Source organism: Roseburia rectibacter (assembly GCF_014287515.2).
Classification (GTDB): Bacteria; Bacillota; Clostridia; order Lachnospirales; family Lachnospiraceae; genus Roseburia; species Roseburia rectibacter.
The window spans coordinates 1,511,080-1,533,578 of sequence record NZ_CP092473.1 but is presented as its reverse complement, the minus strand read 5'-3'; the positions used below and the strand labels follow the sequence as shown (position 1 = coordinate 1,533,578).

Genomic DNA, 22,499 nt, shown 5'->3' with positions numbered 1-22,499 from the left:
CTATATTCAGTAATTTACCCCTCCATTGCCATCTTACGAACGACTTCTACAAGTTTGGTGTACTGCTCTTTCACTTTCAAAAACAGGTCATCTGTTTCCTCTACTGTATCTTTTCCCCGCAGCTGTTCAGTCAGATCTGAACTTGCCTGATACAGTTTGTCAAATCCAAGATTCAGGCAAATTCCTTTTATGGTATGTGCCGCCCGAAATGCCTGGTCTGCATTTTTTTCTTTTAAACCATCCTCCAGCATCTGAAAACTCGGGTCATCTAAAAATTTAATCACAAATTTTTTTAAAATTACTTCACTTCCCAGTCTGTCAAGCACTTCCTCATAGTTCTGTCCTAACTGTTCATAACATTCTTTAATTGTCATGTCCATCCTCTTCTCAAAGTACCTTTTACCTATTATATTTATCTTAAGTATTTTTACAGTAAATGTCTACCATTTTTTTAGTACTTTTTTACCAAAAAGACGGAATCTGTCGTAAAATTTACAGATTCCGTCTTTTTTTATATTTCATATGTCATTGCCGCATCATCCCTCGACTCAATGACGATCAATATCCCTTTTTCAAATGTAATTTCTGCCTGCTTTTCTGTAATCTCATTGCTTACTCCAAGCGAACAGAAACCCTTTAAGCAATAATCATCCAGCGGATATTTAAATCCTGTCAGACAAAGATGTTCCACCTTCGCAGTATACGGGATCAGTGAAACATATTTTCCAAACTGCTCCTCTTTCTTTAAAATCATGCCACAGTCTGTCATGCGGATACGGTTATTTGCATCCAGCAGCTCAATTTTAACGCCCGCTTCCAGACCTATGCCCAAAAGCTCAATATTTCCAAGCACATGGTCTAATCTCGAACCGGTTCCACCTAGTACTGTAATGAACTCTGCCCCCATTGAAATCGCAAGGTGAATTGCAGACTCCGTATCGGTATCATCTTTTACCGGATTTAATTTATGCCAGATAATATCATCTTTCTTCTGAAACCACTCCAAAGTCCCGCTGCTCACTGAATCAAAGTCACCGATAATAATCTGGGGAATGATCTCGTTTCTCCGCAGAAATTCCATTCCTGAATCTGCTGCGATCACCGTTTTTTCAGCAACGCCATTTAAAACTGCTTTCGCAAATGCATCCTCAATTTTTCCACCCGATATGATAAAAAAACGTTTCATACATTCTGCTCCCATCATGCATTTATAATATTTAAGAAGCGGATCGTGTTCTCAGTCACATCTCCGGAGAAAACGGCACTGCCGGCAACAATGATGTTTGCTCCTGCATCCATCAATTCCCCAACGTTTGAAAGATTAACGCCTCCATCTACTTCGATATCTGTCTTTAATCCCTGCTCATCTACGATTTTTCTTAATTCACGGACTTTCTCCACTGTATAAGGAATCAGCTTCTGTCCTCCGAATCCCGGATTTACCGTCATAATAAGAACCATATCCACTTTTTCAAGTACACAGGATATTGCTGACACAGGTGTTGCAGGATTTAACGCAACTCCCGCCAAAAGTCCCTTTTCTTTGATTTTTTCTATCGTGCGGTCAAGGTGTCTGCAGCTCTCTGCATGGACAGTGATCAGATCTGCCCCCGCCTCAGCGAACTCATCAATATAACGTCCCGGTTCTTCGATCATCAGATGGACATCAAAAATACGGTCTGTACATCCTCTGATAGAACGGATAACCGGCATTCCAAATGAAATGCTCGGAACAAACATTCCGTCCATAACATCAATATGCACATACTGTGCTCCCGCCTCATCAAGTTCTCGTATCTGTTCTCCAAGCCGGCTGAAATCAGCAGATAATATAGATGGTGATAAACAATTCATTTCTTCCTCCGTAATTTTGTTGTTTATTTAATATTTCCGGACTGACTTTAATTCCTCATACAGCAATTTATAATTTTCATACCGCAGCAGGCTGATGCTTCCTTCTTCTAATCCCTGCTTGACGCCACAGTCCGGCTCACTGATATGATTACATCCCTTAAATCTGCAGTATGGCTCCCATCTGCCAAACTCCGGATAAAATGCTTTTAAATCTTCCTTTTCCATACCCGGAATATAGAGTGTGGAAAAACCGGGAGTATCCATAATATAAGTATCCCCACCGATCGGTATGATTTCAGAATGCCGTGTTGTATGCCTTCCGCGCTCAATCTTACGGCTGACTTCCCCTGTCTGCATTGTGATATTCGGCTGCAGACGGTTCACAAGTGAAGACTTACCAACCCCGGATGGGCCTGCCACCGCTGCTGTTTTCCCTTTCAGAAGTTCTAACAGTCCATCCACACCCTGTTCCTCTTTTGCACTCGCAAAAAGAGTATGATAACCGCATGCTGTATAGATATCTGCAAACGCATGGAGTTCCTCTTCTGTAACCAGATCTGTTTTGTTAAAGCAGATCGCAACCGATACCTTCTGATATTCCATCATAACAAGGAAACGGTCTAACAGATTAAAATTAGGCTGCGGTTTTGCAGCAGCAAAAATGATCAGTGCAAGATCAATATTTGCAACAGCCGGACGTACCAGTTCATTTTCCCGCGTCAGGATCTTTTCAATATTTCCTTTTTTGTTCTCCTCATCCAACACGGCAATCTCAACATTATCCCCAACCAGAGGCTTGATATTCTGATTTCGGAATATGCCTTTTGCCTTACACTCATAAATTCCGGATTCTGCTACATGAATGTAGTAGAATCCGGAAATTCCTTTGATAATCTTTCCCCGCATAAATACTTTTACTCTTCCTGAAACTGTACATCAATGGTCTGATCTTTTAAATCATTACCGTTTAGATCCAGCCAGGTAACTACAATCTTACCGCTGTCCGAAAGGATACCTGTCTTTGATAAAAGCAATCCTCCGGTACCAAAATCTGCAAGTGTCTTTCCATACCAGGTCTGTAAAACATTGCCCTGATCATCATATAAAACAATGTCTGCCCCGGAAATATTAGATGTATCCGACGGTAGCTGCAGACTGACATTCAATTTATAGGTCTTTGTTGTAATCTGCTGTGCCGGCTCCGGTCCAAGACTGACGGTGATCGTGATGGACGCACCCGGATCAGCCTGTGTTCCTACTGCAAGAGACTGTCCGATTACGATTCCGGCATCCGTGTCACTGTATTTTGTCGTTGTTGAAACATTAAACTGTGATAACATTTCCCGCGCCTGTTCTTCAGACTTATAGCTTGTCGATACATCCGGCACTGTAATCTTCTCAGATCCAAGACTGATCTCAAGTGTGATCGTATCGCCTTCTTTTCCCTGTGTGTCTCCATTTGGTGTCTGGGAAATCACATATCCTTCCGCAACAGAAGAACTATAGGACGTTGTCTTTGTAACATTAAATCCCTTTGCCGTTAATGCCGCACTTGCATCTGTTTCACTCTGTCCGACAACATTTGGTATATCGACCGTATTTTTACTGCTGCCGTCAGCAGCTCCGCTGCTTATGATAACCTCGATCGTTGTATTCTTTTCCACAGTCTTTCCATCTGCCGGATCCTGGCTGATGATCTGTCCTTTTTCTACCGTATCTGACGATGCAGTTCCTGCCTGTCTGATACCGAGTCCTGTTCCGTTCAACTCCTGCTTTGCCTGATCCATAGTCTTTCCGGTCAGGGATGGTACTACCACGCCATCCTTGATCTGGGTACTCTGGCTGTCCCCTGTCTGTGTCTCCGTCTTTGTGGTCTCTGTATTCGAAGAAGTATTCTTACCGGATTTCATACCGCCTGCTAACGTAATACACAGATAAATAATAATGATAATGATCACCACACCTGCTGCGATTCCCATGATCGTGATCGCCTTTTCCATCTTCGGATTGATATCGCCATCCTCATCATCAATATCATCATCGTCATCGTCGTCATCATCAATAACCGGTTCCTGAATCTTGATAGACGCAGGATCCACATAAACATTTGCAGTCTGCTTTTTAATCTGGTTTAAATCATCTGCTCCGATCACTCTGGTTTTATCCTGATTTGCAAGTGGAACCATTACAACAAAATCTTCATTCGGGCTGATCAGTGCTTTTCGCAGATCTGCCAAAAGAGCCGTCATGGAAGAATATCTTCTGTCAGGATTCTTCTGTGTACATTTTAAGATGATCTTTTCCATGCTGATCGGAAGATTCGGCGCATAGACACTTGGCGGCACCATTTCTTCCTGAAGATGCTGGATTGCAACTGCAACCGTCGTATCACCATCAAACGGAACCCGTCCTGTCACCATCTCATACATCACGATACCCAGTGAATAGATATCACTCTTGCCATCCACAAATCCATTTCGCGCCTGTTCCGGAGATGAATAATGCACAGATCCCATCACATCTGAACTGATCGTATTAGATGTCGCTGCCCTCGCAATACCAAAATCCGTTACTTTTACCTTTCCCTCTGTAGAGATCATGATATTCTGCGGTTTGATGTCACGATGAACGATGTTTTTATTGTGTGCAGCTTCTATACCTCTGCCCACCTGGATTGCAATACTGACTGCTTCCTTAAAAGAAAGCTGTCCCTTTTTCTCAATGTATGTCTTTAATGTAATTCCTTCCACATATTCCATCACGATATAATGCAGACCATTCTCACTGCCGACATCGTAAATATTTACAATATTCGGGTGTTCTAACCCTGCAGCTGCCTGTGCCTCGGAACGGAATTTCGTTACAAAATTAATATCCTCGGAAAACTCTGCCTTTAATACTTTAATCGCTACAAATCTTCCCAGTGTAAGATCTTTTGCTTTATATACATCTGACATTCCGCCAGCGCCAACTTTACCTAAAATCTCATAGCGGTCTGCTATGTACATACCCTCTGTCAACATTCTTTCACCTCATCAGAAAATGGTTCTATCAATACAACCGTAATATTATCCTTGCCACCATTTCGATTGGCAGTCTCAACTAGCTTTTCTGCTTTCTCAACAATATCCCTCTGTCCCAGCACAATCTGTCTGATCTCATCATCTTCAATCATATTTGTCAGTCCATCGGAACACATCAAAATCTCATCTCCCGGTTTCAGACTGATCTCAAAGAAATCAGCTATTACCTCCGGCAATACACCAACTGCCCGTGTAATGATATTTTTATCCGGATGATCTTTTGCATCTTCTTTTCTCACTTCACCTAAGCGGACCATTTCCTCAACCAGAGAATGATCCCTTGTAATCTGTGTAATATCTTCCTGATTGATCACATACAATCTGCTGTCTCCAACATTTGCGGCATAAAGTGTATTCCCAATCACCGTTGCTGCGACAATCGTTGTTCCCATTCCATTTTTTGCCGGATCTGCCTGTGCCTCTGTCAAAAGCAGACTGTTTGCCATTGAAACAGCACTCTTCATAATTGCCACCGGCTCGTTCTCTACTGATTTACCAATCAATTCAACCAGTTTTTCTACTGTAAATCTGGAAGCATAATCACCTGCAGCGTGACCACCCATTCCATCCGCTACTAAAAAAAGATTCGGCAGATTTCCCACAGCAGTCTCTGATGTAAACATATAATCCTGATTCATTTCCCGTCGCTGCCCGATGTGCGTCATGGAAAACGTCTTCATCTTCTCTACTTCCTACCTTTCTGCATGACTGATATAACGTTTGCGCAATTGTCCGCATGCACCGTCTATATCCCTGCCCATTTCCCTTCTAATTGTAACTTGAATTGCATTTTTTTCAAGCCTATTTTTAAATTTAAGAATTGCTTCATGATCCGGCTGCACATAAGAACGCTCTTTGATCGGATTGACCGGAATCAGGTTTACATGACAATTCATACCGTGGATCAGCTCCACAAGCCTTCTTACGTCCTCCTCGGTATCATTGACACCGCCAACCAGACTATACTCAAATGTAACGCGCCTTCCGGTCTGTTCAAAATAATACCGGCACGCCTCGATCACCTCATGAATCTCATATTTATTGGCAACCGGCATCAGTTCTAACCTCTTCTCCTGTGAAGATGCATGCAGTGAAAGTGCCAGTGTGATCTGCAGCTTTTTATCTGCCAGTTCTCTCATCTTTGGAACAATGCCGCATGTCGAAACTGTCACGTTCCGCTGGCTGATATTCAGACCGTTTTCATCCGTCAGAAGCTCAATAAATTTGAGCAGGTTGTCAAAATTATCCATTGGTTCTCCAGTTCCCATCACAACAACATTAGAAACTCTCTCCCCGGTATCTCTCGTAATCCGGTAGATCTGATCTAACATTTCTGACGGTGTCAGTCCACGCACCAGACCATCTAACGTCGATGCACAGAACCGGCAGCCCATCCGGCAGCCGACCTGGGAGGAAATGCAGACCGAATTGCCATGCTTATAACGCATCAGGACGCTTTCTATCACATTTCCATCATCTAATGCAAACAGATATTTTCTGGTACCGTCTAATTTTGAAATTTGTACTGCCTCCTGCTTTAAACTGACAAAATGACATTCATTTTTTAGTTTTTCCTGAAGGGATTTTGACAAATTTGTCATTTCATCGAAGGATGATGCCTGCTTTTGATGCATCCACTGATACAGCTGTTTTGCACGGAATGCTTTCTCTCCGATGGATTCCATATATGATTTTAATTCTTCCAGATTCATAGACTTGATATCTGTTTTTTCCTGCTGCATAACTTTCTCTTTCCATTCTCTTTTTCAATAACTATGAGATACGTTTTAATTTCGCGTAGAAAAATCCATCTCCCACCTGCGCTCCCGGATAGATCTGTTCCATATCAAGCAGTTCAAATTCCGGATGTTTTCCCAGAAACCATGCAACGTTCTCCTGATTTTCTCCAGGATTGATCGTGCATGTAGAATAAACCATGATCCCATCTTTTCTGACATAGGAACAGACGGTATCTAAAATCCGGCGCTGAAGTTCTTCTAACTCTTCCTGCTGCCTGCGGCTCATTTTATAACGGATGTCAGTCTTTTTCCGCAGCACACCAAGTCCGGAACATGGAAGATCTGCGATCAGTACATCGGCTGTTTCCCTTGCGCTCTCATCTGACACCGTGGCATCCCAGACCTTTGTTGTCATATTTTTCACCTGATAACGGCTGATATTTTCCTCGATCAGTCCCGTCTTGTATTCCGTCAGATCCCGCGCCTCCACGCTTCCTGTGCCGTTTAACATTTCTGCAAGATGTATACTCTTACCTCCCGGAGCTGCACAGACATCGATCACATGTGCACCTTCCCCCGGTGCCGCAGTCTCCGCCACCATCATGGAACTGATATCCTGTACATAAAAAAGTCCCTCTTTAAATGAAGGAAGTGCCATCAGATGATCAAAACCGGAGATCGCAAAGGCATAATTATATGCCTTTGCATAACCAGATCCATCTGCATGCGGCAGTCCTTTATATTGAAGATCCTCTAACGTCTGGACCGTCACACCTTCCGCTTCTAACTGTTCTTTTAACGCTTCCGGTGTGATCTTTGTCACATTTGTGCGGATCGTAAGCGGTGCTTCTCTCGAAAATGCATCCAATATTGCCTTTGTCTGCTCTGATCCATATGCGCTAAGCCACTCTTCCACGATCCACTCCGGCATGGAATAACGGACACTCAAAGCACAAACCGGCTCTTTTTCTTCATCCGGATACTGGATGGAATCATGGTTTCTTGCAATATTTCTGAGCACACCATTCACAAAACCGCTCAATGTAGAAAATCCGCTTTTTCTTGCCAGTTTTACAGCCTCATTACATGCTGCCGAATCCGGCACAGAATCCATATAGCATATCTGATACACACTAAGTCTTAAAATATTGCGGATGACGGGTTTCATTTTTTTTACTTTCACTTTGGAAAACTGGTCGATCACATAATCAAGCTCTATCATGTGCTGGATCGTTCCCTCAACAAGTCTGGTTAAAAAGGCCCTCTCATATTTTTCCATATACTGATATTTTTCAAGTACTGCACGAAGCACCTGATTGCTGTATGCCCCATGCTCCGTCACTTCGACGAGAACATCTAATGCCAGTCTTCTTGTATTTACGGTATCAGTCATCACGATTACGTCCTCCAAACAAAAGAACCAGTCGAAGCAGCTGTAAAATTGCCGCAGCCGCACTTGCAACATAGGTCAGTGCCGCAGCCTTCAATACTTTTCTGGTATAAGGCAGTTCACTGTCAGATAAAATTCCCTGCTCGCCTAAAATCCGAAGTGCCCGGTGTGAAGCATTAAATTCAACCGGAAGCGTTACAAGCTGGAATAACACTGCAAATGAAAAACATAAGATTCCTAGATTGATAAGCATCGCACCTGTTGACCGGTTAAAAAACAACCCGATCAGAATCAGCGGCCATGCCAGTGTTGAACCAATATTGGCAACCGGAACGATCGCTGTACGGAGTGACAATGGCACATAATTTTTCTGATGCTGGATCGCATGTCCACACTCATGCGCTGCAACTCCGATCGCAGCAACGGAATTACTTCCGTACACGGAATCAGACAGATTCAGTGTCTTTTTCGACGGATTATAATGATCTGTCAGACTTCCTGATATATGACAGACTGTCACGTCATAAATTCCGGCAGAATTTAAGATACGCTCCGCTGCCTGTGCTCCTGTCATACCGCTCATGCTGCGGTACTGTGAATATTTATTAAAAGTACTCTTTACTCTTGCAGATGCGATCAGACAGATCACCGCACCAATTAAAACTAAAACATAAGTCGGATCAAAACCATAATAGTAATAAGGCATACTCATTACCTCCATTCACTTAACCACGTGTAAAATAAGTTCCTGCTTCCACCGTATAACCATTTAAAAATGCTTCCGTGGTCATACGTTTCTTTCCTTCTAACTGTACTTCAAGAAGCTCTAGGACACCATTTCCTGTCTGTACCAGAAAACTTCCCTTTTCCGCTTTTATAATGCAGCCCGGAGCAGCTTTGCCTTCATCCGGAAGTACATTCGCTCTCCATATCTTAAGTGTTTTTCCATCCAGTCTTGTATATGCACTCGGCCACGGATTTAAGCCACGGATCAGACATTCAATCTCTTTTGCACTCTTTTTCCATTCAATACTGCCTAATTCTTTGTGGATCTTTGCCGTATGTGTTGCTTTGCTGTTATCCTGCGGTGTATAAACAGCCGTGCCGTTTTCAATCGCTTCTATGGTCTTTACACAGAGTTTCGCTCCAACTTCTGCAAGACGGTCAAATAAACTTCCACCTGTCTCATCCGGCCGTATCTCAACTTTTTCTTCTAAAATGATATCTCCTGTATCAACGCCTTCGTCCATACGCTGTGTGGACACACCGGTATATGGATCGCCATTTATGACTGCCCATTGGATTGGTGCCGCACCACGGTATTTCGGCAGCAATGACGCATGTACATTTACACAGCCGTATTTTGGCATGTCTAACACTGCCTTTGGTATAATCTGCCCAAAAGCCACTACAATCATGATATCTGCATGAAAAGATTTCAGATATTCGATACATGCACTGTCCCTGACGCGCTCCGGCTGATATACCTCTATGCCATGTGCCAGGGCACACTCTTTCACCGGTGTATATTTTAATGCCTTGCTTCTTCCCACCGCTTTATCCGGCTGTGAGACAACCAGTACCACCTCATGACCGGCTTTTATGATCTCTTCTAATGTCCCCACCGAAAAATCCGGTGTTCCCATAAAAATAACTCGCATATATTATTCCTCCGGATCATCATAAGTTACATCATGTAACGGTCCTTCTACGAGTTCCGTGTACATATGTCCGTCAAGATGATCTAACTCATGGCAGATTGCCCGTGCCATAAGCTCTGTTCCCTCGATCTCGTATTCCTCCATATTTTCATCGAACGCACGCGCCTTCACATAATTTGGTCTTGTAACAGTACCGGCTTTCCCCGGAAGACTTAAGCATCCCTCATCCCCGGTCTGCTCACCGGATTTTTCAAGGATGACCGGATTGATCATAACGACCGGTCCTTCTCCGATATCAATGACTACGATTCTCTTTAACACACCAACCTGTGGGCCTGCAAGACCAACTCCGTTTGCCTCATACATGGTATCAAGCATATCGTCGATCAGTTCTTTGATCTTTGGTGTTATCTCTGTAATTTCCCTGCATTTTTTTGTAAGTACAGGATCTCCCTGTATTCTGATTGTTCTAAGTGCCATTTTTTTATCCTCCATTATACTATTTTAAAATCCGTTGATCGGGTTAAAATCAAATCCTACTGCCACATTCTGATACAGACGGTTATCCTTCATAAAACCTTCCAGTTTATCCTTTAAAAGAACAAGTGTCCTGTACTCTTTTGTTTTTACATAGATCACCTTCCGGTAGACATCGGATATTTTTGCAACCGGTGCATCTGACGGTCCGATCGGATAGATTCCCTCGCTGCTTTCTTTCGCCGCCTGACCGATTCTTTCCATCAACGCCATCGCTGCTTCCCCCGCTGCCATTTCATTTTTCGACGCACATAAAATATAAAGCATATTCCATACGGGTGGATATCGCATCAGTTTGCGGTATTCGATCTCCTGACCGTAAAAAGCCTCATAATTCTGTTCTTTTGCTGTCGTAATACTGTAATGCTCCGGGTCATAAGTCTGTATGATAACACTGCCCGGCACATCACCTCTGCCGGCACGTCCTGCCGCCTGCGTCAGAAGCTGAAAAGTCCGTTCAGCCGCACGGTAATCACTGATATGAAGCGAAAGGTCTGCCGCAAGCACACCCACTAACGTAACCCCGGCAAAATCATGTCCCTTTACGATCATCTGTGTACCGATCAGTATATCAGCCTCGTGATTTGCAAACGCTGACAAAATCTGTTCATACCCTTCTTTGCTCCTCGTGGTATCCATATCCATCCGAAGCACACGTGCCTGTGGGAAACGCGCCTTTACCACCTGTTCTATTTTCTGTGTTCCTGCCTTAAAGCCACTGATATACTTAGAGCCGCAGACCGGACACAGATCCGGCTGTGCCGTCGTATATCCACAATAATGACAGACTAAACGTGTCCTATCACCGCTTCCATGCTGACTCAGAGAAACATCGCAATGCGGACATTTTATCACATGACCGCAGGCTCTGCAAGAGACAAAGCCTGCCATGCCACGCCGGTTGATAAAAAGCATCGTCTGTTCTCCCTTTTTCAGACGGTCCTCCATGAGCTCACTCAGACGGTCACTTAAGATTGACCGGTTGCCCCTTCTTAACTCCTCCCGCAGGTCGATGGTCTCGCACAAAGGCATCGGTCGTTTCTGTACTCTGTGTTTTAATTCTAACAGACAGTATTCATTTTTTTCTGCCTTATAATAACTCTCAAGAGATGGTGTAGCAGAACCAAGCACTACGATCGCGTCTGTCATTTCTGCCCTCTGTATCGCAGTTTCCCTCGCATGATATCTTGGCACTGTCTCGCTCTTATAGGAAGCCTCATGCTCCTCATCTATGATAATGATCCCCAGATCGGGGAACGGTGTAAATAACGCTGAACGCGGGCCGATCATCACTGAAATTTCTCCGTTTTTCGCACGTTCAAACTGGTCATACCGCTCTCCCGCCGAAAGTTTTGAATTTATGATCGATACCTGTGCCCCAAAACGGTTGTAAAAACGTCTCACCGTCTGGTAGGTTAACGCAATCTCCGGTATCAGCACGATCGCCTGTTTTCCCTGTGCGAGCACATGTGCGATCAGCTCCATATAAACTTCCGTCTTTCCGCTTCCGGTGACGCCTTTGATCAGATATGTCCTGCGTTCTCCCGCATCATACTCCGCCGTGATCTTTGAAACGATATTCTGCTGTTCCTCATTCAGTTGTTTTCGTTCCCCACCCGTGTCCAGTCCATCAACCGGATTGCGGTATGCTGTCTTACTGACAACTCTTACGATACCTGCTTCCTCCATTGCACGGATTACAGATGCTGAAACTGTCAATTGCTGCGTTGCCGTCTCCCATTCTAACTCCCGCTCATTTAACAGTGCCATAAGAAGTTTTGCCCTTGCCGTCTTATGCTTTCTCTCACATTCCGCCAGCTCATTTTTTGCCTCAACGGGATGCAGCGCAAGTCTTATTGTTCTCTGTTCTTTTGCTTTCTTTTTTTCCTTGACCGGCAGTACTGTCTTTAGGGCATGGTTCATGGTTCCGCCATAATTTTCCCGCATCCAGCCTGCGAGTGCGATCATCTGTGACTCGATCCGGACACCGTCTTTTACGACCGCGAGTATCTCTTTGATCTTATCTTCCTCATACTCACAGACATCTGTCAGTTCTATTACATATCCCTGCATTTTTCTGGAACCAAATGGAACTGAAACTAACATACCGACTGCGATCGTACTCTTTAGCCTCTCCGGCACCCGGTATTGAAACGTTTTATCTAATTTTCCCTGATAAATATCCACAATGATATTTGCATATTCTGCCATTTCAGTTACTATGCCTTTCTCTTTGTCTGTCCCGCTCTGCTGCCTTTTTTATAAGTTCTTTATCCTCCATCGGATAACGTACCCCGCAGATCTCCTGATAGTCCTCATGCCCTTTTCCTGCAAGAACGATAATATCTCCCTCTCTGGCGTGGTCAAATGCGTATGCCACCGCCAACCGCCGGTCTGCGATGCGTATGTATGCCCCTTCCGTACCCTTCATACCGTTCTCAATATCATCTAAGATCAGCTCCGGATCTTCCCATCTTGGGTTGTCGGATGTCAGAATCGTAAAATCTGCAAGCATTCCTGCCGTCTCACCCATTCTGCCTCTTCTTAATTTTGAACGGTTACCCCCGCAGCCGAAGATCACAATAAGCCTCCCCGGTTTAAATTCACGCAATGTCTGCAGCAGGTTGCGCAGACTCATCTCATTGTGCGCATAATCGATCAAAAACACGAATTCGTCTGATATTTTTGCATTTTCGCATCGTCCCGGAACCGTCTGTCTTTGCAGTGCATCTTTTATCACATTCTGCGCTATCTTAAAATGACGCACCACAAGAATGGCTGCAAGTGCATTTGAAACATTAAAAATTCCTGGCATCTGCAGCAGAAATTCTTCATTGCCATCCGTAAAAAAATGGCTGTATAATCTTCCTTCTTTCATGGAAAACGTAATCTTTTCTGCCACAATATCTGCCTTCTGCCCTAAAACTTCCATATGATTTTCTTTTTGCACAGAAAAAGTCTCTGTCTTACAGGTATGACCAAACAGTATTTTTTCTGTATTCCGGTCATCAAGATTGACAATCCCTGACGCACACTGCCTGAGCAGCCTGCTCTTACAATACAGATACTCTGCAAATGATGCGTGTTCTCCCGGTCCGATATGATCCGGTTCAATATTTAAAAATACCCCTATATCAAAAAAAATCCCTGCCACACGCTGCATCTTGATTCCCTGGGAAGATACTTCCATCACGCAGCACACACATCCATTTTTTACCATCTGCGCCAGTTCTTTTTGCAGATCGCTTGATTCCGGCGTCGTATGACCTGCTTTTTTTATATCTTTTCCATTATCCACCCAAATAGTGCCTATCATACCGGTCTTATATCCTGCTTCTTTTAAGATTCCTGCTATAAGAAATGATGTCGTCGTCTTTCCTTTTGTTCCGGTGATCCCGATCATCTTAAGTTTTTTTGCCGGATAGTCATAAAATGCTGCAGAAATCCGGGCAAGCGCCAATCTGGTATCATGTACCCCGATCACAGCCATGCCATAATTGCGTACCAGCTCATGCACACGCACTTTTCCATGCTCTGTATAAATAAAACATTCCCACCGGACATTTACCATACAGTTTTCATCCACTACCACCGCAAATGCACCTGCATTTACCGCATCCATAATATAATCGTGTCCATCCGTATATTGTCCCTTTATACAGACAAACAGGGACCCCCGCTTTACTCTTCCGGAATGATAACAGATATCCGTAATGATAAGGTCGTGGCTCCCCTTCACGCTTTCGTATGAAATATGTTCGAGTAATTGATTCAGCCGCATTCTCTTTCCTTGGAATACACTTGTTTTATTATATGACAGAACGTCTGTTTTTACAAGTTTTCCGCCTTTATTTTAGAAAAATGTTACATATTTTCCAATACCATGCGGCATACTGATATCATGATTTTATATAAAAGGAACACACGAACATGATTACAAAAAACTTCTTTGTCTGCGGACTGACCGGCTGGTGCATGGAAATTCTTTTTACTTCCACAGGCTCTTTTCTGAAACAGGATAAACGTCTGATCGGGCGGACATCCGTATGGATGTTTCCTATTTATGGAACTGCTGCGGTAATCGCACCACTGTACCGGCATATCAAAAATCTGCCGGCTCTCCTTCGTGGCTGTATCTATTCCGTTGGCATTTTTTCATTTGAATATATCAGCGGCACACTTTTAAAACACCATGGCATGTGTCCCTGGGATTACAGCCAGGCAAAAGCGAATATAGGCGGCGTCATCCGGCTTGATTATGCCCCACTGTGGATGGCTGCCGGATTGTTATTTGAACGCATTCTTATTCACTGTAACACTCCAGGCTCCTCCTGATATTTTTATTTTCAATTACTGATATATAGACTTATCTGCCCAAAAATATCTGAAAACGAGCGCATATTTTGTCAATATAACGTAAATTTTTTTCTTCTTGAAATCAGATAATGATTATTATATGATAGAAAAAATGCTGAATATTAGGAGGATTAATATGCGTCATTTAATGAGCCCATTGGACTTCTCCATCGATGAATTAGACAGGCTTTTAGACCTTGCCAATGATATTGAGAAGTACCCGAACAAATATGCACACGCATGTGAAGGCAAAAAATTAGCCACCTGTTTTTACGAACCAAGTACACGAACCCGATTAAGTTTTGAAGCTGCCATGTTAAATCTTGGCGGTTCTGTTTTAGGTTTCGCCAGTGCTGATTCCAGTTCCGCAGCAAAAGGCGAAAGTGTTTCCGATACAATCCGAGTTATCTCCAGTTACGCAGACATCTGTGCAATGCGTCATCCAAAAGAAGGTGCACCTCTTGTAGCTTCCCAAAAATCCAGAATTCCCGTTATCAATGCCGGTGACGGCGGTCATCAGCATCCAACCCAGACATTAGCCGATCTTCTTACCATCCGCTCCTTAAAAGGACGTCTTGACAATATGACGATCGGACTCTGCGGAGACTTAAAATTTGGCCGTACTGTTCACTCTCTGATCAGTGCCCTGATTCGTTATCCAGGCATTAAATTTGTACTGATCTCACCGGAAGAACTGCGTATTCCAAGTTATATCCGTGAAGATGTCCTGCGTGCAAATAATGTTCCATTTACTGAAGTTGAGCGTTTAGAGGATGCCATCCCACAGCTTGATGTACTTTATATGACAAGAGTCCAGAAAGAACGTTTCTTCAACGAGGAAGATTATGTCCGCTTAAAAGATTTCTATATCCTGACCAAAGCAAAAATGGATCTCGCACCGGAAGATATGATCGTTTTACATCCACTCCCACGTGTCAACGAGATCTCCGTAGAGGTAGATGACGATCCGAGAGCTGTTTATTTCAAACAGGCACAATATGCTGTCTATGTCCGTATGGCTCTGATCTTAACGCTGCTTGAAATTAAGGTTGAATAAGGAGGAGAACAATGTTAAATATCAGTGGAATCCATGAGGGCTTTGTCCTTGATCATATTCAGGCAGGTATGAGCCTGCAGATCTATCATGATTTAAAATTAGACCAGCTTGACTGTCCGGTTGCCATTATCAAAAATGCAAAGAGCAGTAAAATGGGTAAAAAGGATATTTTAAAGGTAGAATGTCCAACTGACGCACTCGACTTCGATATATTAGGTTTTATCGATCACAATATCACGGTCAATGTGATCCAGAATGACCAGATCGTATCCAAAAAAGAACTTTGTCTCCCAAAACAGGTCAAAAATGTGATCAAATGTAAAAATCCACGCTGTATCACTTCGATCGAGCAGGAACTGGATCAGATTTTCATTCTGACCGATCCGGAGAAAGAAATATACCGCTGTAAATACTGTGAGGAGAAATACACAAATCCAAACCGTCGTTAATCTAAAAATACTGCCAGATCATCCATTTATCGATCTGGCAGTATTTTTATGTAATCTTCTGTTTGCCAATATAAGCATATTTCTTTAGAACGGCCGCAGACAGCAGCAGTTACAGAGCATATTCAAAAACAGCATACTAAGACACCAGTTGCCTGCACTCGAATACGGTCTGTCGTAATTGCTTCCCATGTTTGTATACCATGTTCCGCCATACTCTAAATGCTGTAAAAACTGACGGTATTCAAAATTGCTCGGTTCCATCTCCACTGCACGTGTGGCATGCTCCTTTGCAATGATATTATTTCCTGCTCCCTGATTTGCCAGGGCACTGTAATAATACCAGCGTGCATTTCTTTCTGAAAAAGGAATCCCATTTAAAACATTAAGTGCTTCCGCATAACAACGGTTAGCTATGTAATTTGCAGCCGCCTGTATTTTGGGATTTTCAGTGCTCTGGTTATAATGATAGCTCTGTCCGCCCCCATATCCATAACCATTTCCTGAATTATATCCATAGCTGCTTCCCTGCTGCTTTTCCTTCATGATCTGGTCATATGCCTGCTGTACTTCTTTGAATTTTTCCTCAGCCTGCGCCTTGTTCGGATTATTGACATTGGCATCCGGATGATATTTACGGCTTAAGGAACGATATGCTTTTTTTATCTCTTCATCAGAGGCACTCCGTGAAACACCAAGCACCTGATATGGATCCATCATACATCAAACCTCATTATTTATGCTCTTTCTTTTTTGCCTTTTCCTGGGTTCTGCGCTTTTTAATCTGCAGATATTCATACTTCGACCATACACCTGAATACAGAATATTACGCAGAATATCTGCATGCAAAAGAATCGGCAGACGTTCAAATGATTTTGCACATTCTGACATCATACTTGTCAAAAGCAGCCGGCACCAGGTATCAAGATCCTGCGCCTGCTCTTTCTGGACAAATGTGAGCGGATTATAACAGTTTTTCTTTTTATCCCTGTCATAATCTTCATACGCATCCATCAGATAGATAAATTTACCCATGTAAAATCCCATTGTGCGGAGTTCTTCTGCCCATTCATCTTCCTTCCAGCAAAACACTTCTGCAACCATCTCTCCGGTCAGACCGGCAACAAGATCAAGATTTGTCTCCCGGTGTTTTTCGGCATCTCCGATCTTTTTCATGTATTCCTCAATGGCACCTACCTGTCTCGGATATTTTGACATGATACGAGTATAATCCTTATTCAGCATTTTTGCAAATGCCTTCTTTGTATAAGCCCTGTCATCCTTCCAGTCATCAATAAGATTATGATATGCCAGAATCAGATTCATATCCGCAGCATATTTTGTAGCCTCGTTGATCCACGCATTCCGCTTCTGTGACGGATGCAGTGCACAGGTAAACTGTGACTTTTCATCCGGCAGTTCATACAGGCCGGTCAGCAGAACGATCAGAAACGTCATATCATATGCAAGCAGCATCTGTCCCTTGGTTCCACAATTTGATTTAAGCTGTCTGCAAAGTCCGCAGTAATATGCCTGATATGCTTTTTTGCCTTCTTCCGTCAGCTCTTTCTGATTGATATTAATATAACCAAACACAAAGCATTTCTCCTTTGTCAGCTTTTTTTGATAAATTCTGTCTTACATTTCGGACAGGTAATGCAGATCTTTCCTCTTCCCTTCGGCACCCGGACTGTCTGTCTGCACTGAGGGCATTTGAAAAAACGGTAAGTACCACGCTGTGCCCAGCGTTTTTTCATATTGTTTTTCTTTACCACTGCCTTGTATTTTGCATTTAGAAATCTCTGGTTCTCCTCATAACGTTTTGACACATTCCGCGAGAGTATTCTGAAATAAGAATAAATTAACAGTGCCAGTCCCAGCCAGTATAAAATATTCACCCGCAAAAATGTAGATACCAAAAGCAGTACCAGCGCAGCTATGATCTGCACTCTTGAAAGATCATCCACCCCATATCTGCCAATCATAAACTGTCGTAATTTTTCTCTCATCTATAACATTCCTTTCCATCCAGATGCCATCACATTTTTATATTTATGTACGGAAAAACGGTACCCATCTGGCACCGTTTTTTGTCCATGACGCTATGGTAAACCCAATACACACAAACGTCAACATTCCTATTGTCTTTTAAGAAACATTTTAGATTTTGGTTATATTTCCATTACTGATATCTGATTTAAGCAGGACGATAAGCCGGGTTATGTCTAAACTGTGGCAAGCCACAGTCGGAATGATCATCTATCTAGGACGACTGTTACCAGCCGCCTCAAGCAACCTACCTAAAGCTGGCGGGCCACGTCAACGCTTTTGTTCGGTCTTGCTTCGGATGGGGTTTACATATGCCCTCTCTGTTACCAGAGAGACGGTAGTCTCTTACACTGCCCTTCCACCCTTACCCGGTATATACCGGGCGGTATATTTCTGTTGCACTATCCTTAGAGTCGCCTCTACCGGACGTTATCCGGCATCCTGCCCTGTGAAGCCCGGACTTTCCTCACCCCGATAAACGGGCCGCGATCATTTGTCCTACTTAAATCCATCATTTGCCAGCCGGCACATTCTGCCAGCAAGGCACCCGATTAACTATACACTTTTTTTCTTATTTGTGCAAGCCTGTTTTTCTTATACATTAAAACACGAACCACCGATAAATTCACGGATGATAGAATTCTGCCCGATTCCATCCGGGGACATCGGAAGAAAATAATCCAAAAACTTCAAAAGACGTTTTGCCTCAAGATATTCCGGACAGTCCTTGTCAATGGCAAACAGCAATGGTTCTGCATATATCTTTAATACTGCCAGTTCATAGATCAGTGCAGAATTGAACATCACATCTGCCCCTTCCTGAAATGGAAAAATGTTCTTTTCCTCCCCACGGCGCACAGAATCCCACATGGCTATCGTTTCTTTTGCTGAAGTTCCTCTGGTTCTTGCATCACGCACGATACGGCGTATCATTCTTCCATCAGTAGTCGGCAGATAGTTATGCTCATCAATATTTAACTGTGTCAGCGCACTGATATAAATCTTAAATTTGCTCTCTACCGGAAGAGAATAGGACAATTTATCATTCAGTCCGTGAATACCCTCGATAACTAACACGTCATCTTTTCCCAGCTGCATGATCTTATCTTTGTATTCTCTTTTTCCTGTTTTAAAATTAAAGATTGGAAGATTCACTGCCTTTCCTGCCAGAAGTTCATTCATATCATGATTGAAAAGCTCCACATCCAGCGATTCAAGGCACTCAAAATCAAGTTCTCCGTTTTCATCACGCGGACACTTATCACGATCCACATAATAATCATCAAGCGGAAATGGATGCGGTTTTAAGCCTTTTGCCGCAAGCTGTATGGACAGGCGGTGTGAAAAAGTCGTTTTTCCAGATGAAGACGGTCCTGCGATCATGATAAACTTCTTGCCCTCTTCCTTTACGATCATTTCCGCAAGTGCGCCGATACGTTCTTCAAACAGTGCCTCCTGCGTCAAGATCATCTCCTGCGTCTTTCCTGCAGAGATTGCATCATTAAGAGCGCCGATCGTATCGATCTGCTGCAGTTTTCCCCAGTCTCTCGAACGTTTTAATGTATAAAACAATTTATCCGAAGGCACAAATTCCGAAACTTTTTTTGCATCTTCCCCAGGGAACAAAAGTACAAATCCATCCTGGTATGCTGTCACATCGTAATATCTTAAATATCCGGTAGACGGCACCATAAATCCATAAAAATAATCCTTATAATGATCCAGCTCGTAAATATTTACCCTGGAACTGCGCCGGTAACGGAACAGCTTCTCTTTATCTTTCATTCCAAGTTCATGGAATAAAGCTACTGCCTCATCCGTATTCATACTGTATTTTTCGATTGGCAGATCTGCCATCACAAGACGATACATCTCTTTTTTCAGTGATCCGATCATCGCCTCCGTGATCTTACAGCTTTCCCCATCTTTCATCAGTTCACAGTAATATCCCTGACCGATAGCATATCTGACATGTACTCCAATATGCTCTTTGCTCCACAGATTCCACACTGCTTTTTGCATCAGCAGTGTGACACTCCTGCGGTAAGCACGTTTTCCGGTCTTATCAGAAGTTGTAAGAAAAGACAGTTCTCCATCTTTTTCTATGGTTTTCTTTAATTCACGCAGTCTGTTATTATACAATGCAAGCACGATATCATCCTCATACCGGTCCTGATATTCCTGCGCTATACTTAAAAAGCTGATTCCTGTCGGATACGTTTTTTCTTCTTCCCCGATTTTTACAATGATCTGTTCTTCTCCCATATGATTCTCCATTCCCGCCCATTTCTTAAGACAGCACAAATCCAGCATGTAAAAAATGTCATTTTCCACAAGGATGGCTTATGCTTTATAATATGCAAGTGCAGCTTCATTATAACCAAGCGATTCTTTTACTTCTCCGATACGTGCAGTTATTTTCTCTGACTCAGGCTGTTTTAAAAGATTATCCAGAATAGTTTCAAACACCTTGTGTTCTTTCTGCAGATACTGATGCAGTATGGGATTTTTTTCCATAAGTAAGTGTCTTCCGTATAAACATTCGACCTTATATCTGCTTTGATCCTGTCTTTCACAGTTCCCAGCATTTTTTAGTGATGCATCTTTTGCTGTTATATCTGTATTTTTATTTTTCCCTGTCTGATAATGCACACGCATCATTGGATAATATTTGCCATCCTCAAATACCATACGCTCTGCATCGATCATGTATCCGTTTTTCGCAAGGTAATCCCTGACACCGGACAGTTCCGATTGTGGCTGAAGTATCAATTCGTCTGCCGCCTGACAGACAGCTTTTCCTTCTTCTAAAATATGCATCACAAGTCCGCCACCCATCCCTGCAACCAGTATGGAGTCTGCCTCGCCCATTTGTAACGCTGCAACTCCATCCGAAAGCCTGGTCTGTATGTATGCATCCATACCATATAAATGAATATGTTCCTTTGCACGTTCCAGTGGTCCCTTATTAATATCCATTGCGATCGCACATCTGATCTTCTTTTGTTCTAACAGATAAATCGGTACATAACCATGGTCTGTTCCCACATCTGCTAATACCACACCTTCACTGACCAATGAAGCCGCCGTTTTTAATCTGTCTGATATCTTTACCATCTTACTCCAGATAATCCTTTAACTTGCGGCTTCTGCTTGGATAACGCAGTTTACGCAGTGCTTTCGCCTCAATCTGACGAATACGTTCACGGGTAACATTAAACTCTTTTCCAACTTCCTCAAGTGTTCTTGCACGTCCATCCTCAAGACCAAAACGAAGTGTAAGCACCTTCTGTTCACGCTCTGTCAGTGTACCAAGCACTTCTTCTAACTGTTCTTTTAGCAGAGTAAATGCTGCCGCATCTGCCGGAACAGGTACATTATCATCCTGGATAAAGTCTCCAAGGTGGCTGTCCTCCTCCTCACCGATCGGGGTCTCTAAGGAAACCGGCTCCTGGGAAATCTTTAAGATTTCACGCACACGCTCTACCGGCATGTTCATCTCTGCTGCGATTTCTTCCGGGGTAGGTTCACGTCCTAACTCCTGCAGTAACTGTCTGCTCACGCGGATAAGTTTGTTGATCGTCTCTACCATGTGTACCGGGATACGGATCGTACGTGCCTGATCTGCAATAGCTCTTGTGATCGCCTGACGAATCCACCATGTTGCATATGTCGAGAACTTATATCCCTTTCGGTAATCAAACTTTTCAACTGCTTTGATCAGACCAAGATTTCCCTCCTGAATCAGGTCAAGGAATAACATACCACGTCCCACATAACGTTTTGCAATGCTGACTACAAGACGTAAGTTTGCCTCTGCAAGACGTTTTTTTGCTTCCTGATCGCCAAGCTCCATACGCTTAGCCAGCTCGATCTCCTCTTCTGCAGAAAGCAGCGGCACTTTACCGATCTCTTTTAAGTACATACGTACCGGATCTTCAATGGATACACCATCCGGAACAGAAAGATCGATCTTTTCTACCTCAATCTCGTCATCATCATCCACTTCAAGCAGAATATCATCATCTGCATCATCATCTGTGATTCTTAAAACATCGATATTGTTTGCCTCAAGGAAATCAAGAATTTTCTCAAATTTATCGGAATCAAGCTGCATATCAGCAAAGAAATCACTGATTTCCTGATACTCCAACATATTCTTTTTCTTTTTTGCAAGGCTTAAAAGTTCTTTTAATTTTTCCTGAAATTTTTCTCTTGCTGCTTCTGTCTCCGCATTATTTACTGCAGATGCATCCGCTTTCTTTCCGGAAACCTTCGTATTTTCGTTGTTTTCTTTCTTTTTTGTTGCCATTTTGTTTCATCCTC

At 43.1% G+C, this 22,499-nt stretch carries 22 protein-coding genes and 1 other RNA gene; 3 read left to right on the top strand and 20 right to left on the bottom strand.

From position 1 onward, the window contains the following. Positions 1-14: 14 nt before the first annotated feature. The 13 genes from H8S51_RS07270 to H8S51_RS07210 form a co-directional block, all read right to left on the bottom strand. Positions 15-374 carry an Hpt domain-containing protein gene (locus tag H8S51_RS07270; RefSeq protein WP_118590951.1) on the bottom strand — a complete coding sequence of 120 codons (360 nt, stop codon included), beginning with the start codon at positions 372-374 and terminating at the stop codon, positions 15-17. A gap of 137 nt (positions 375-511) precedes the next feature. Next, positions 512-1,186: a thiamine diphosphokinase gene (locus H8S51_RS07265; protein WP_186899492.1), complete on the bottom strand. Its 675-nt coding sequence runs from the start codon at positions 1,184-1,186 to the stop codon at positions 512-514. Positions 1,187-1,200: 14 nt separating this feature from the next. Next, positions 1,201-1,854 carry a ribulose-phosphate 3-epimerase gene (gene rpe, locus H8S51_RS07260; RefSeq protein WP_117918655.1) on the bottom strand — a complete coding sequence of 218 codons (654 nt, stop codon included), beginning with the start codon at positions 1,852-1,854 and terminating at the stop codon, positions 1,201-1,203. Positions 1,855-1,881: 27 nt separating this feature from the next. Next, positions 1,882-2,760 (bottom strand): ribosome small subunit-dependent GTPase A, encoded by an 879-nt coding sequence (rsgA, locus tag H8S51_RS07255; protein ID WP_186899493.1) that lies wholly within the window; start codon positions 2,758-2,760, stop codon positions 1,882-1,884. An 8-nt stretch (positions 2,761-2,768) separates the two neighbouring features. Continuing rightward, complete coding sequence (gene pknB, locus H8S51_RS07250) at positions 2,769-4,877, bottom strand: Stk1 family PASTA domain-containing Ser/Thr kinase (protein WP_186899494.1); 2,109 nt, start codon at positions 4,875-4,877, stop codon at positions 2,769-2,771. After that, positions 4,871-5,617, bottom strand: coding sequence for a Stp1/IreP family PP2C-type Ser/Thr phosphatase (locus tag H8S51_RS07245; protein WP_117918661.1), 747 nt, complete (start codon positions 5,615-5,617; stop codon positions 4,871-4,873). Before H8S51_RS07245 ends, pknB begins: the two co-directional genes overlap by 7 nt. Before the next feature lie 12 nt (positions 5,618-5,629). Then, positions 5,630-6,679: a 23S rRNA (adenine(2503)-C(2))-methyltransferase RlmN gene (gene rlmN / locus H8S51_RS07240; protein ID WP_186899495.1), complete on the bottom strand. Its 1,050-nt coding sequence runs from the start codon at positions 6,677-6,679 to the stop codon at positions 5,630-5,632. Between the two features lie 31 nt (positions 6,680-6,710). Beyond that, entirely contained in the window at positions 6,711-8,069 is a 1,359-nt protein-coding gene (gene rsmB, locus H8S51_RS07235) for a 16S rRNA (cytosine(967)-C(5))-methyltransferase RsmB (RefSeq protein WP_186899496.1), read from the bottom strand. Next, complete coding sequence (locus H8S51_RS07230) at positions 8,062-8,772, bottom strand: zinc metallopeptidase (RefSeq protein WP_186899497.1); 711 nt, start codon at positions 8,770-8,772, stop codon at positions 8,062-8,064. Before H8S51_RS07230 ends, rsmB begins: the two co-directional genes overlap by 8 nt. 19 nt (positions 8,773-8,791) lie before the next feature. Beyond that, positions 8,792-9,727 (bottom strand): methionyl-tRNA formyltransferase, encoded by a 936-nt coding sequence (gene fmt / locus H8S51_RS07225; RefSeq protein WP_117918669.1) that lies wholly within the window; start codon positions 9,725-9,727, stop codon positions 8,792-8,794. Positions 9,728-9,730: 3 nt separating this feature from the next. Beyond that, the gene (gene def / locus H8S51_RS07220; RefSeq protein WP_186899498.1) at positions 9,731-10,207 is read right to left on the bottom strand and encodes a peptide deformylase; all 477 of its coding nucleotides are present in this window, start codon (positions 10,205-10,207) and stop codon (positions 9,731-9,733) included. Positions 10,208-10,231: 24 nt separating this feature from the next. Next, the gene (gene priA, locus H8S51_RS07215; protein ID WP_186899499.1) at positions 10,232-12,475 is read right to left on the bottom strand and encodes a replication restart helicase PriA; all 2,244 of its coding nucleotides are present in this window, start codon (positions 12,473-12,475) and stop codon (positions 10,232-10,234) included. Position 12,476: 1 nt separating this feature from the next. Continuing rightward, complete coding sequence (locus H8S51_RS07210) at positions 12,477-14,045, bottom strand: UDP-N-acetylmuramoyl-L-alanyl-D-glutamate--2,6-diaminopimelate ligase (protein ID WP_117918675.1); 1,569 nt, start codon at positions 14,043-14,045, stop codon at positions 12,477-12,479. Between the two features lie 149 nt (positions 14,046-14,194). Here H8S51_RS07210 and H8S51_RS07205 point away from each other — a divergent pair, with 149 nt between their 5' ends. From H8S51_RS07205 to H8S51_RS07195, 3 genes are all read left to right on the top strand, one after another. Continuing rightward, entirely contained in the window at positions 14,195-14,599 is a 405-nt protein-coding gene (locus H8S51_RS07205; protein WP_117918676.1) for a putative ABC transporter permease, read from the top strand. A 157-nt stretch (positions 14,600-14,756) separates the two neighbouring features. Next, entirely contained in the window at positions 14,757-15,677 is a 921-nt protein-coding gene (gene pyrB / locus H8S51_RS07200; protein WP_117918678.1) for an aspartate carbamoyltransferase, read from the top strand. A gap of 11 nt (positions 15,678-15,688) precedes the next feature. Next, entirely contained in the window at positions 15,689-16,126 is a 438-nt protein-coding gene (locus tag H8S51_RS07195) for an aspartate carbamoyltransferase regulatory subunit (protein ID WP_186899500.1), read from the top strand. Positions 16,127-16,210: 84 nt separating this feature from the next. On the opposite strand, the gene H8S51_RS07190 is transcribed toward H8S51_RS07195, so the two are convergent. The 7 genes from H8S51_RS07190 to rpoD all read right to left on the bottom strand — a co-directional run bounded on the left by H8S51_RS07190 (position 16,211) and on the right by rpoD (position 22,485). Beyond that, the gene (locus H8S51_RS07190; protein WP_117918681.1) at positions 16,211-16,843 is read right to left on the bottom strand and encodes a DnaJ domain-containing protein; all 633 of its coding nucleotides are present in this window, start codon (positions 16,841-16,843) and stop codon (positions 16,211-16,213) included. A gap of 13 nt (positions 16,844-16,856) precedes the next feature. Continuing rightward, entirely contained in the window at positions 16,857-17,720 is an 864-nt protein-coding gene (locus H8S51_RS07185) for a DUF5685 family protein (protein ID WP_186899501.1), read from the bottom strand. Between the two features lie 17 nt (positions 17,721-17,737). After that, complete coding sequence (locus tag H8S51_RS07180; protein WP_117918685.1) at positions 17,738-18,133, bottom strand: hypothetical protein; 396 nt, start codon at positions 18,131-18,133, stop codon at positions 17,738-17,740. A 185-nt stretch (positions 18,134-18,318) separates the two neighbouring features. Further along, an RNA gene (gene rnpB, locus H8S51_RS07175) (RNase P RNA component class A) lies at positions 18,319-18,678 on the bottom strand. 89 nt (positions 18,679-18,767) lie between these two features. After that, entirely contained in the window at positions 18,768-20,438 is a 1,671-nt protein-coding gene (locus tag H8S51_RS07170) for a nucleoside kinase (protein WP_186899502.1), read from the bottom strand. Between the two features lie 78 nt (positions 20,439-20,516). Continuing rightward, on the bottom strand, positions 20,517-21,290 hold the full coding sequence (locus tag H8S51_RS07165) for a tRNA (adenine(22)-N(1))-methyltransferase (RefSeq protein ID WP_186899503.1): 774 nt from the start codon (positions 21,288-21,290) through the stop codon (positions 20,517-20,519). Position 21,291: 1 nt separating this feature from the next. Beyond that, complete coding sequence (rpoD, locus tag H8S51_RS07160) at positions 21,292-22,485, bottom strand: RNA polymerase sigma factor RpoD (protein WP_186899504.1); 1,194 nt, start codon at positions 22,483-22,485, stop codon at positions 21,292-21,294. Positions 22,486-22,499: the final 14 nt, after the last annotated feature.

Excerpts from the sequence above, each read along its gene's own strand:
- H8S51_RS07270 (WP_118590951.1), bottom strand. The coding sequence starts at position 374 with ATGACAATTAAAGAATGTTATGAACAGTTAGGACAGAACTATGAGGAA.
- H8S51_RS07265 (WP_186899492.1), bottom strand. The coding sequence starts at position 1,186 with ATGAAACGTTTTTTTATCATATCGGGTGGAAAAATTGAGGATGCATTT.
- rpe (WP_117918655.1), bottom strand. The coding sequence starts at position 1,854 with ATGAATTGTTTATCACCATCTATATTATCTGCTGATTTCAGCCGGCTT.
- rsgA (WP_186899493.1), bottom strand. The coding sequence starts at position 2,760 with ATGCGGGGAAAGATTATCAAAGGAATTTCCGGATTCTACTACATTCAT.
- pknB (WP_186899494.1), bottom strand. The coding sequence starts at position 4,877 with ATGTTGACAGAGGGTATGTACATAGCAGACCGCTATGAGATTTTAGGT.
- H8S51_RS07245 (WP_117918661.1), bottom strand. The coding sequence starts at position 5,617 with ATGAAGACGTTTTCCATGACGCACATCGGGCAGCGACGGGAAATGAAT.
- rlmN (WP_186899495.1), bottom strand. The coding sequence starts at position 6,679 with ATGCAGCAGGAAAAAACAGATATCAAGTCTATGAATCTGGAAGAATTA.
- rsmB (WP_186899496.1), bottom strand. The coding sequence starts at position 8,069 with ATGACTGATACCGTAAATACAAGAAGACTGGCATTAGATGTTCTCGTC.
- H8S51_RS07230 (WP_186899497.1), bottom strand. The coding sequence starts at position 8,772 with ATGCCTTATTACTATTATGGTTTTGATCCGACTTATGTTTTAGTTTTA.
- fmt (WP_117918669.1), bottom strand. The coding sequence starts at position 9,727 with ATGCGAGTTATTTTTATGGGAACACCGGATTTTTCGGTGGGGACATTA.
- def (WP_186899498.1), bottom strand. The coding sequence starts at position 10,207 with ATGGCACTTAGAACAATCAGAATACAGGGAGATCCTGTACTTACAAAA.
- priA (WP_186899499.1), bottom strand. The coding sequence starts at position 12,475 with ATGGCAGAATATGCAAATATCATTGTGGATATTTATCAGGGAAAATTA.
- H8S51_RS07210 (WP_117918675.1), bottom strand. The coding sequence starts at position 14,045 with ATGCGGCTGAATCAATTACTCGAACATATTTCATACGAAAGCGTGAAG.
- H8S51_RS07205 (WP_117918676.1), top strand. The coding sequence starts at position 14,195 with ATGATTACAAAAAACTTCTTTGTCTGCGGACTGACCGGCTGGTGCATG.
- pyrB (WP_117918678.1), top strand. The coding sequence starts at position 14,757 with ATGCGTCATTTAATGAGCCCATTGGACTTCTCCATCGATGAATTAGAC.
- H8S51_RS07195 (WP_186899500.1), top strand. The coding sequence starts at position 15,689 with ATGTTAAATATCAGTGGAATCCATGAGGGCTTTGTCCTTGATCATATT.
- H8S51_RS07190 (WP_117918681.1), bottom strand. The coding sequence starts at position 16,843 with ATGATGGATCCATATCAGGTGCTTGGTGTTTCACGGAGTGCCTCTGAT.
- H8S51_RS07180 (WP_117918685.1), bottom strand. The coding sequence starts at position 18,133 with ATGAGAGAAAAATTACGACAGTTTATGATTGGCAGATATGGGGTGGAT.
- H8S51_RS07170 (WP_186899502.1), bottom strand. The coding sequence starts at position 20,438 with ATGGGAGAAGAACAGATCATTGTAAAAATCGGGGAAGAAGAAAAAACG.
- H8S51_RS07165 (WP_186899503.1), bottom strand. The coding sequence starts at position 21,290 with ATGGTAAAGATATCAGACAGATTAAAAACGGCGGCTTCATTGGTCAGT.
- rpoD (WP_186899504.1), bottom strand. The coding sequence starts at position 22,485 with ATGGCAACAAAAAAGAAAGAAAACAACGAAAATACGAAGGTTTCCGGA.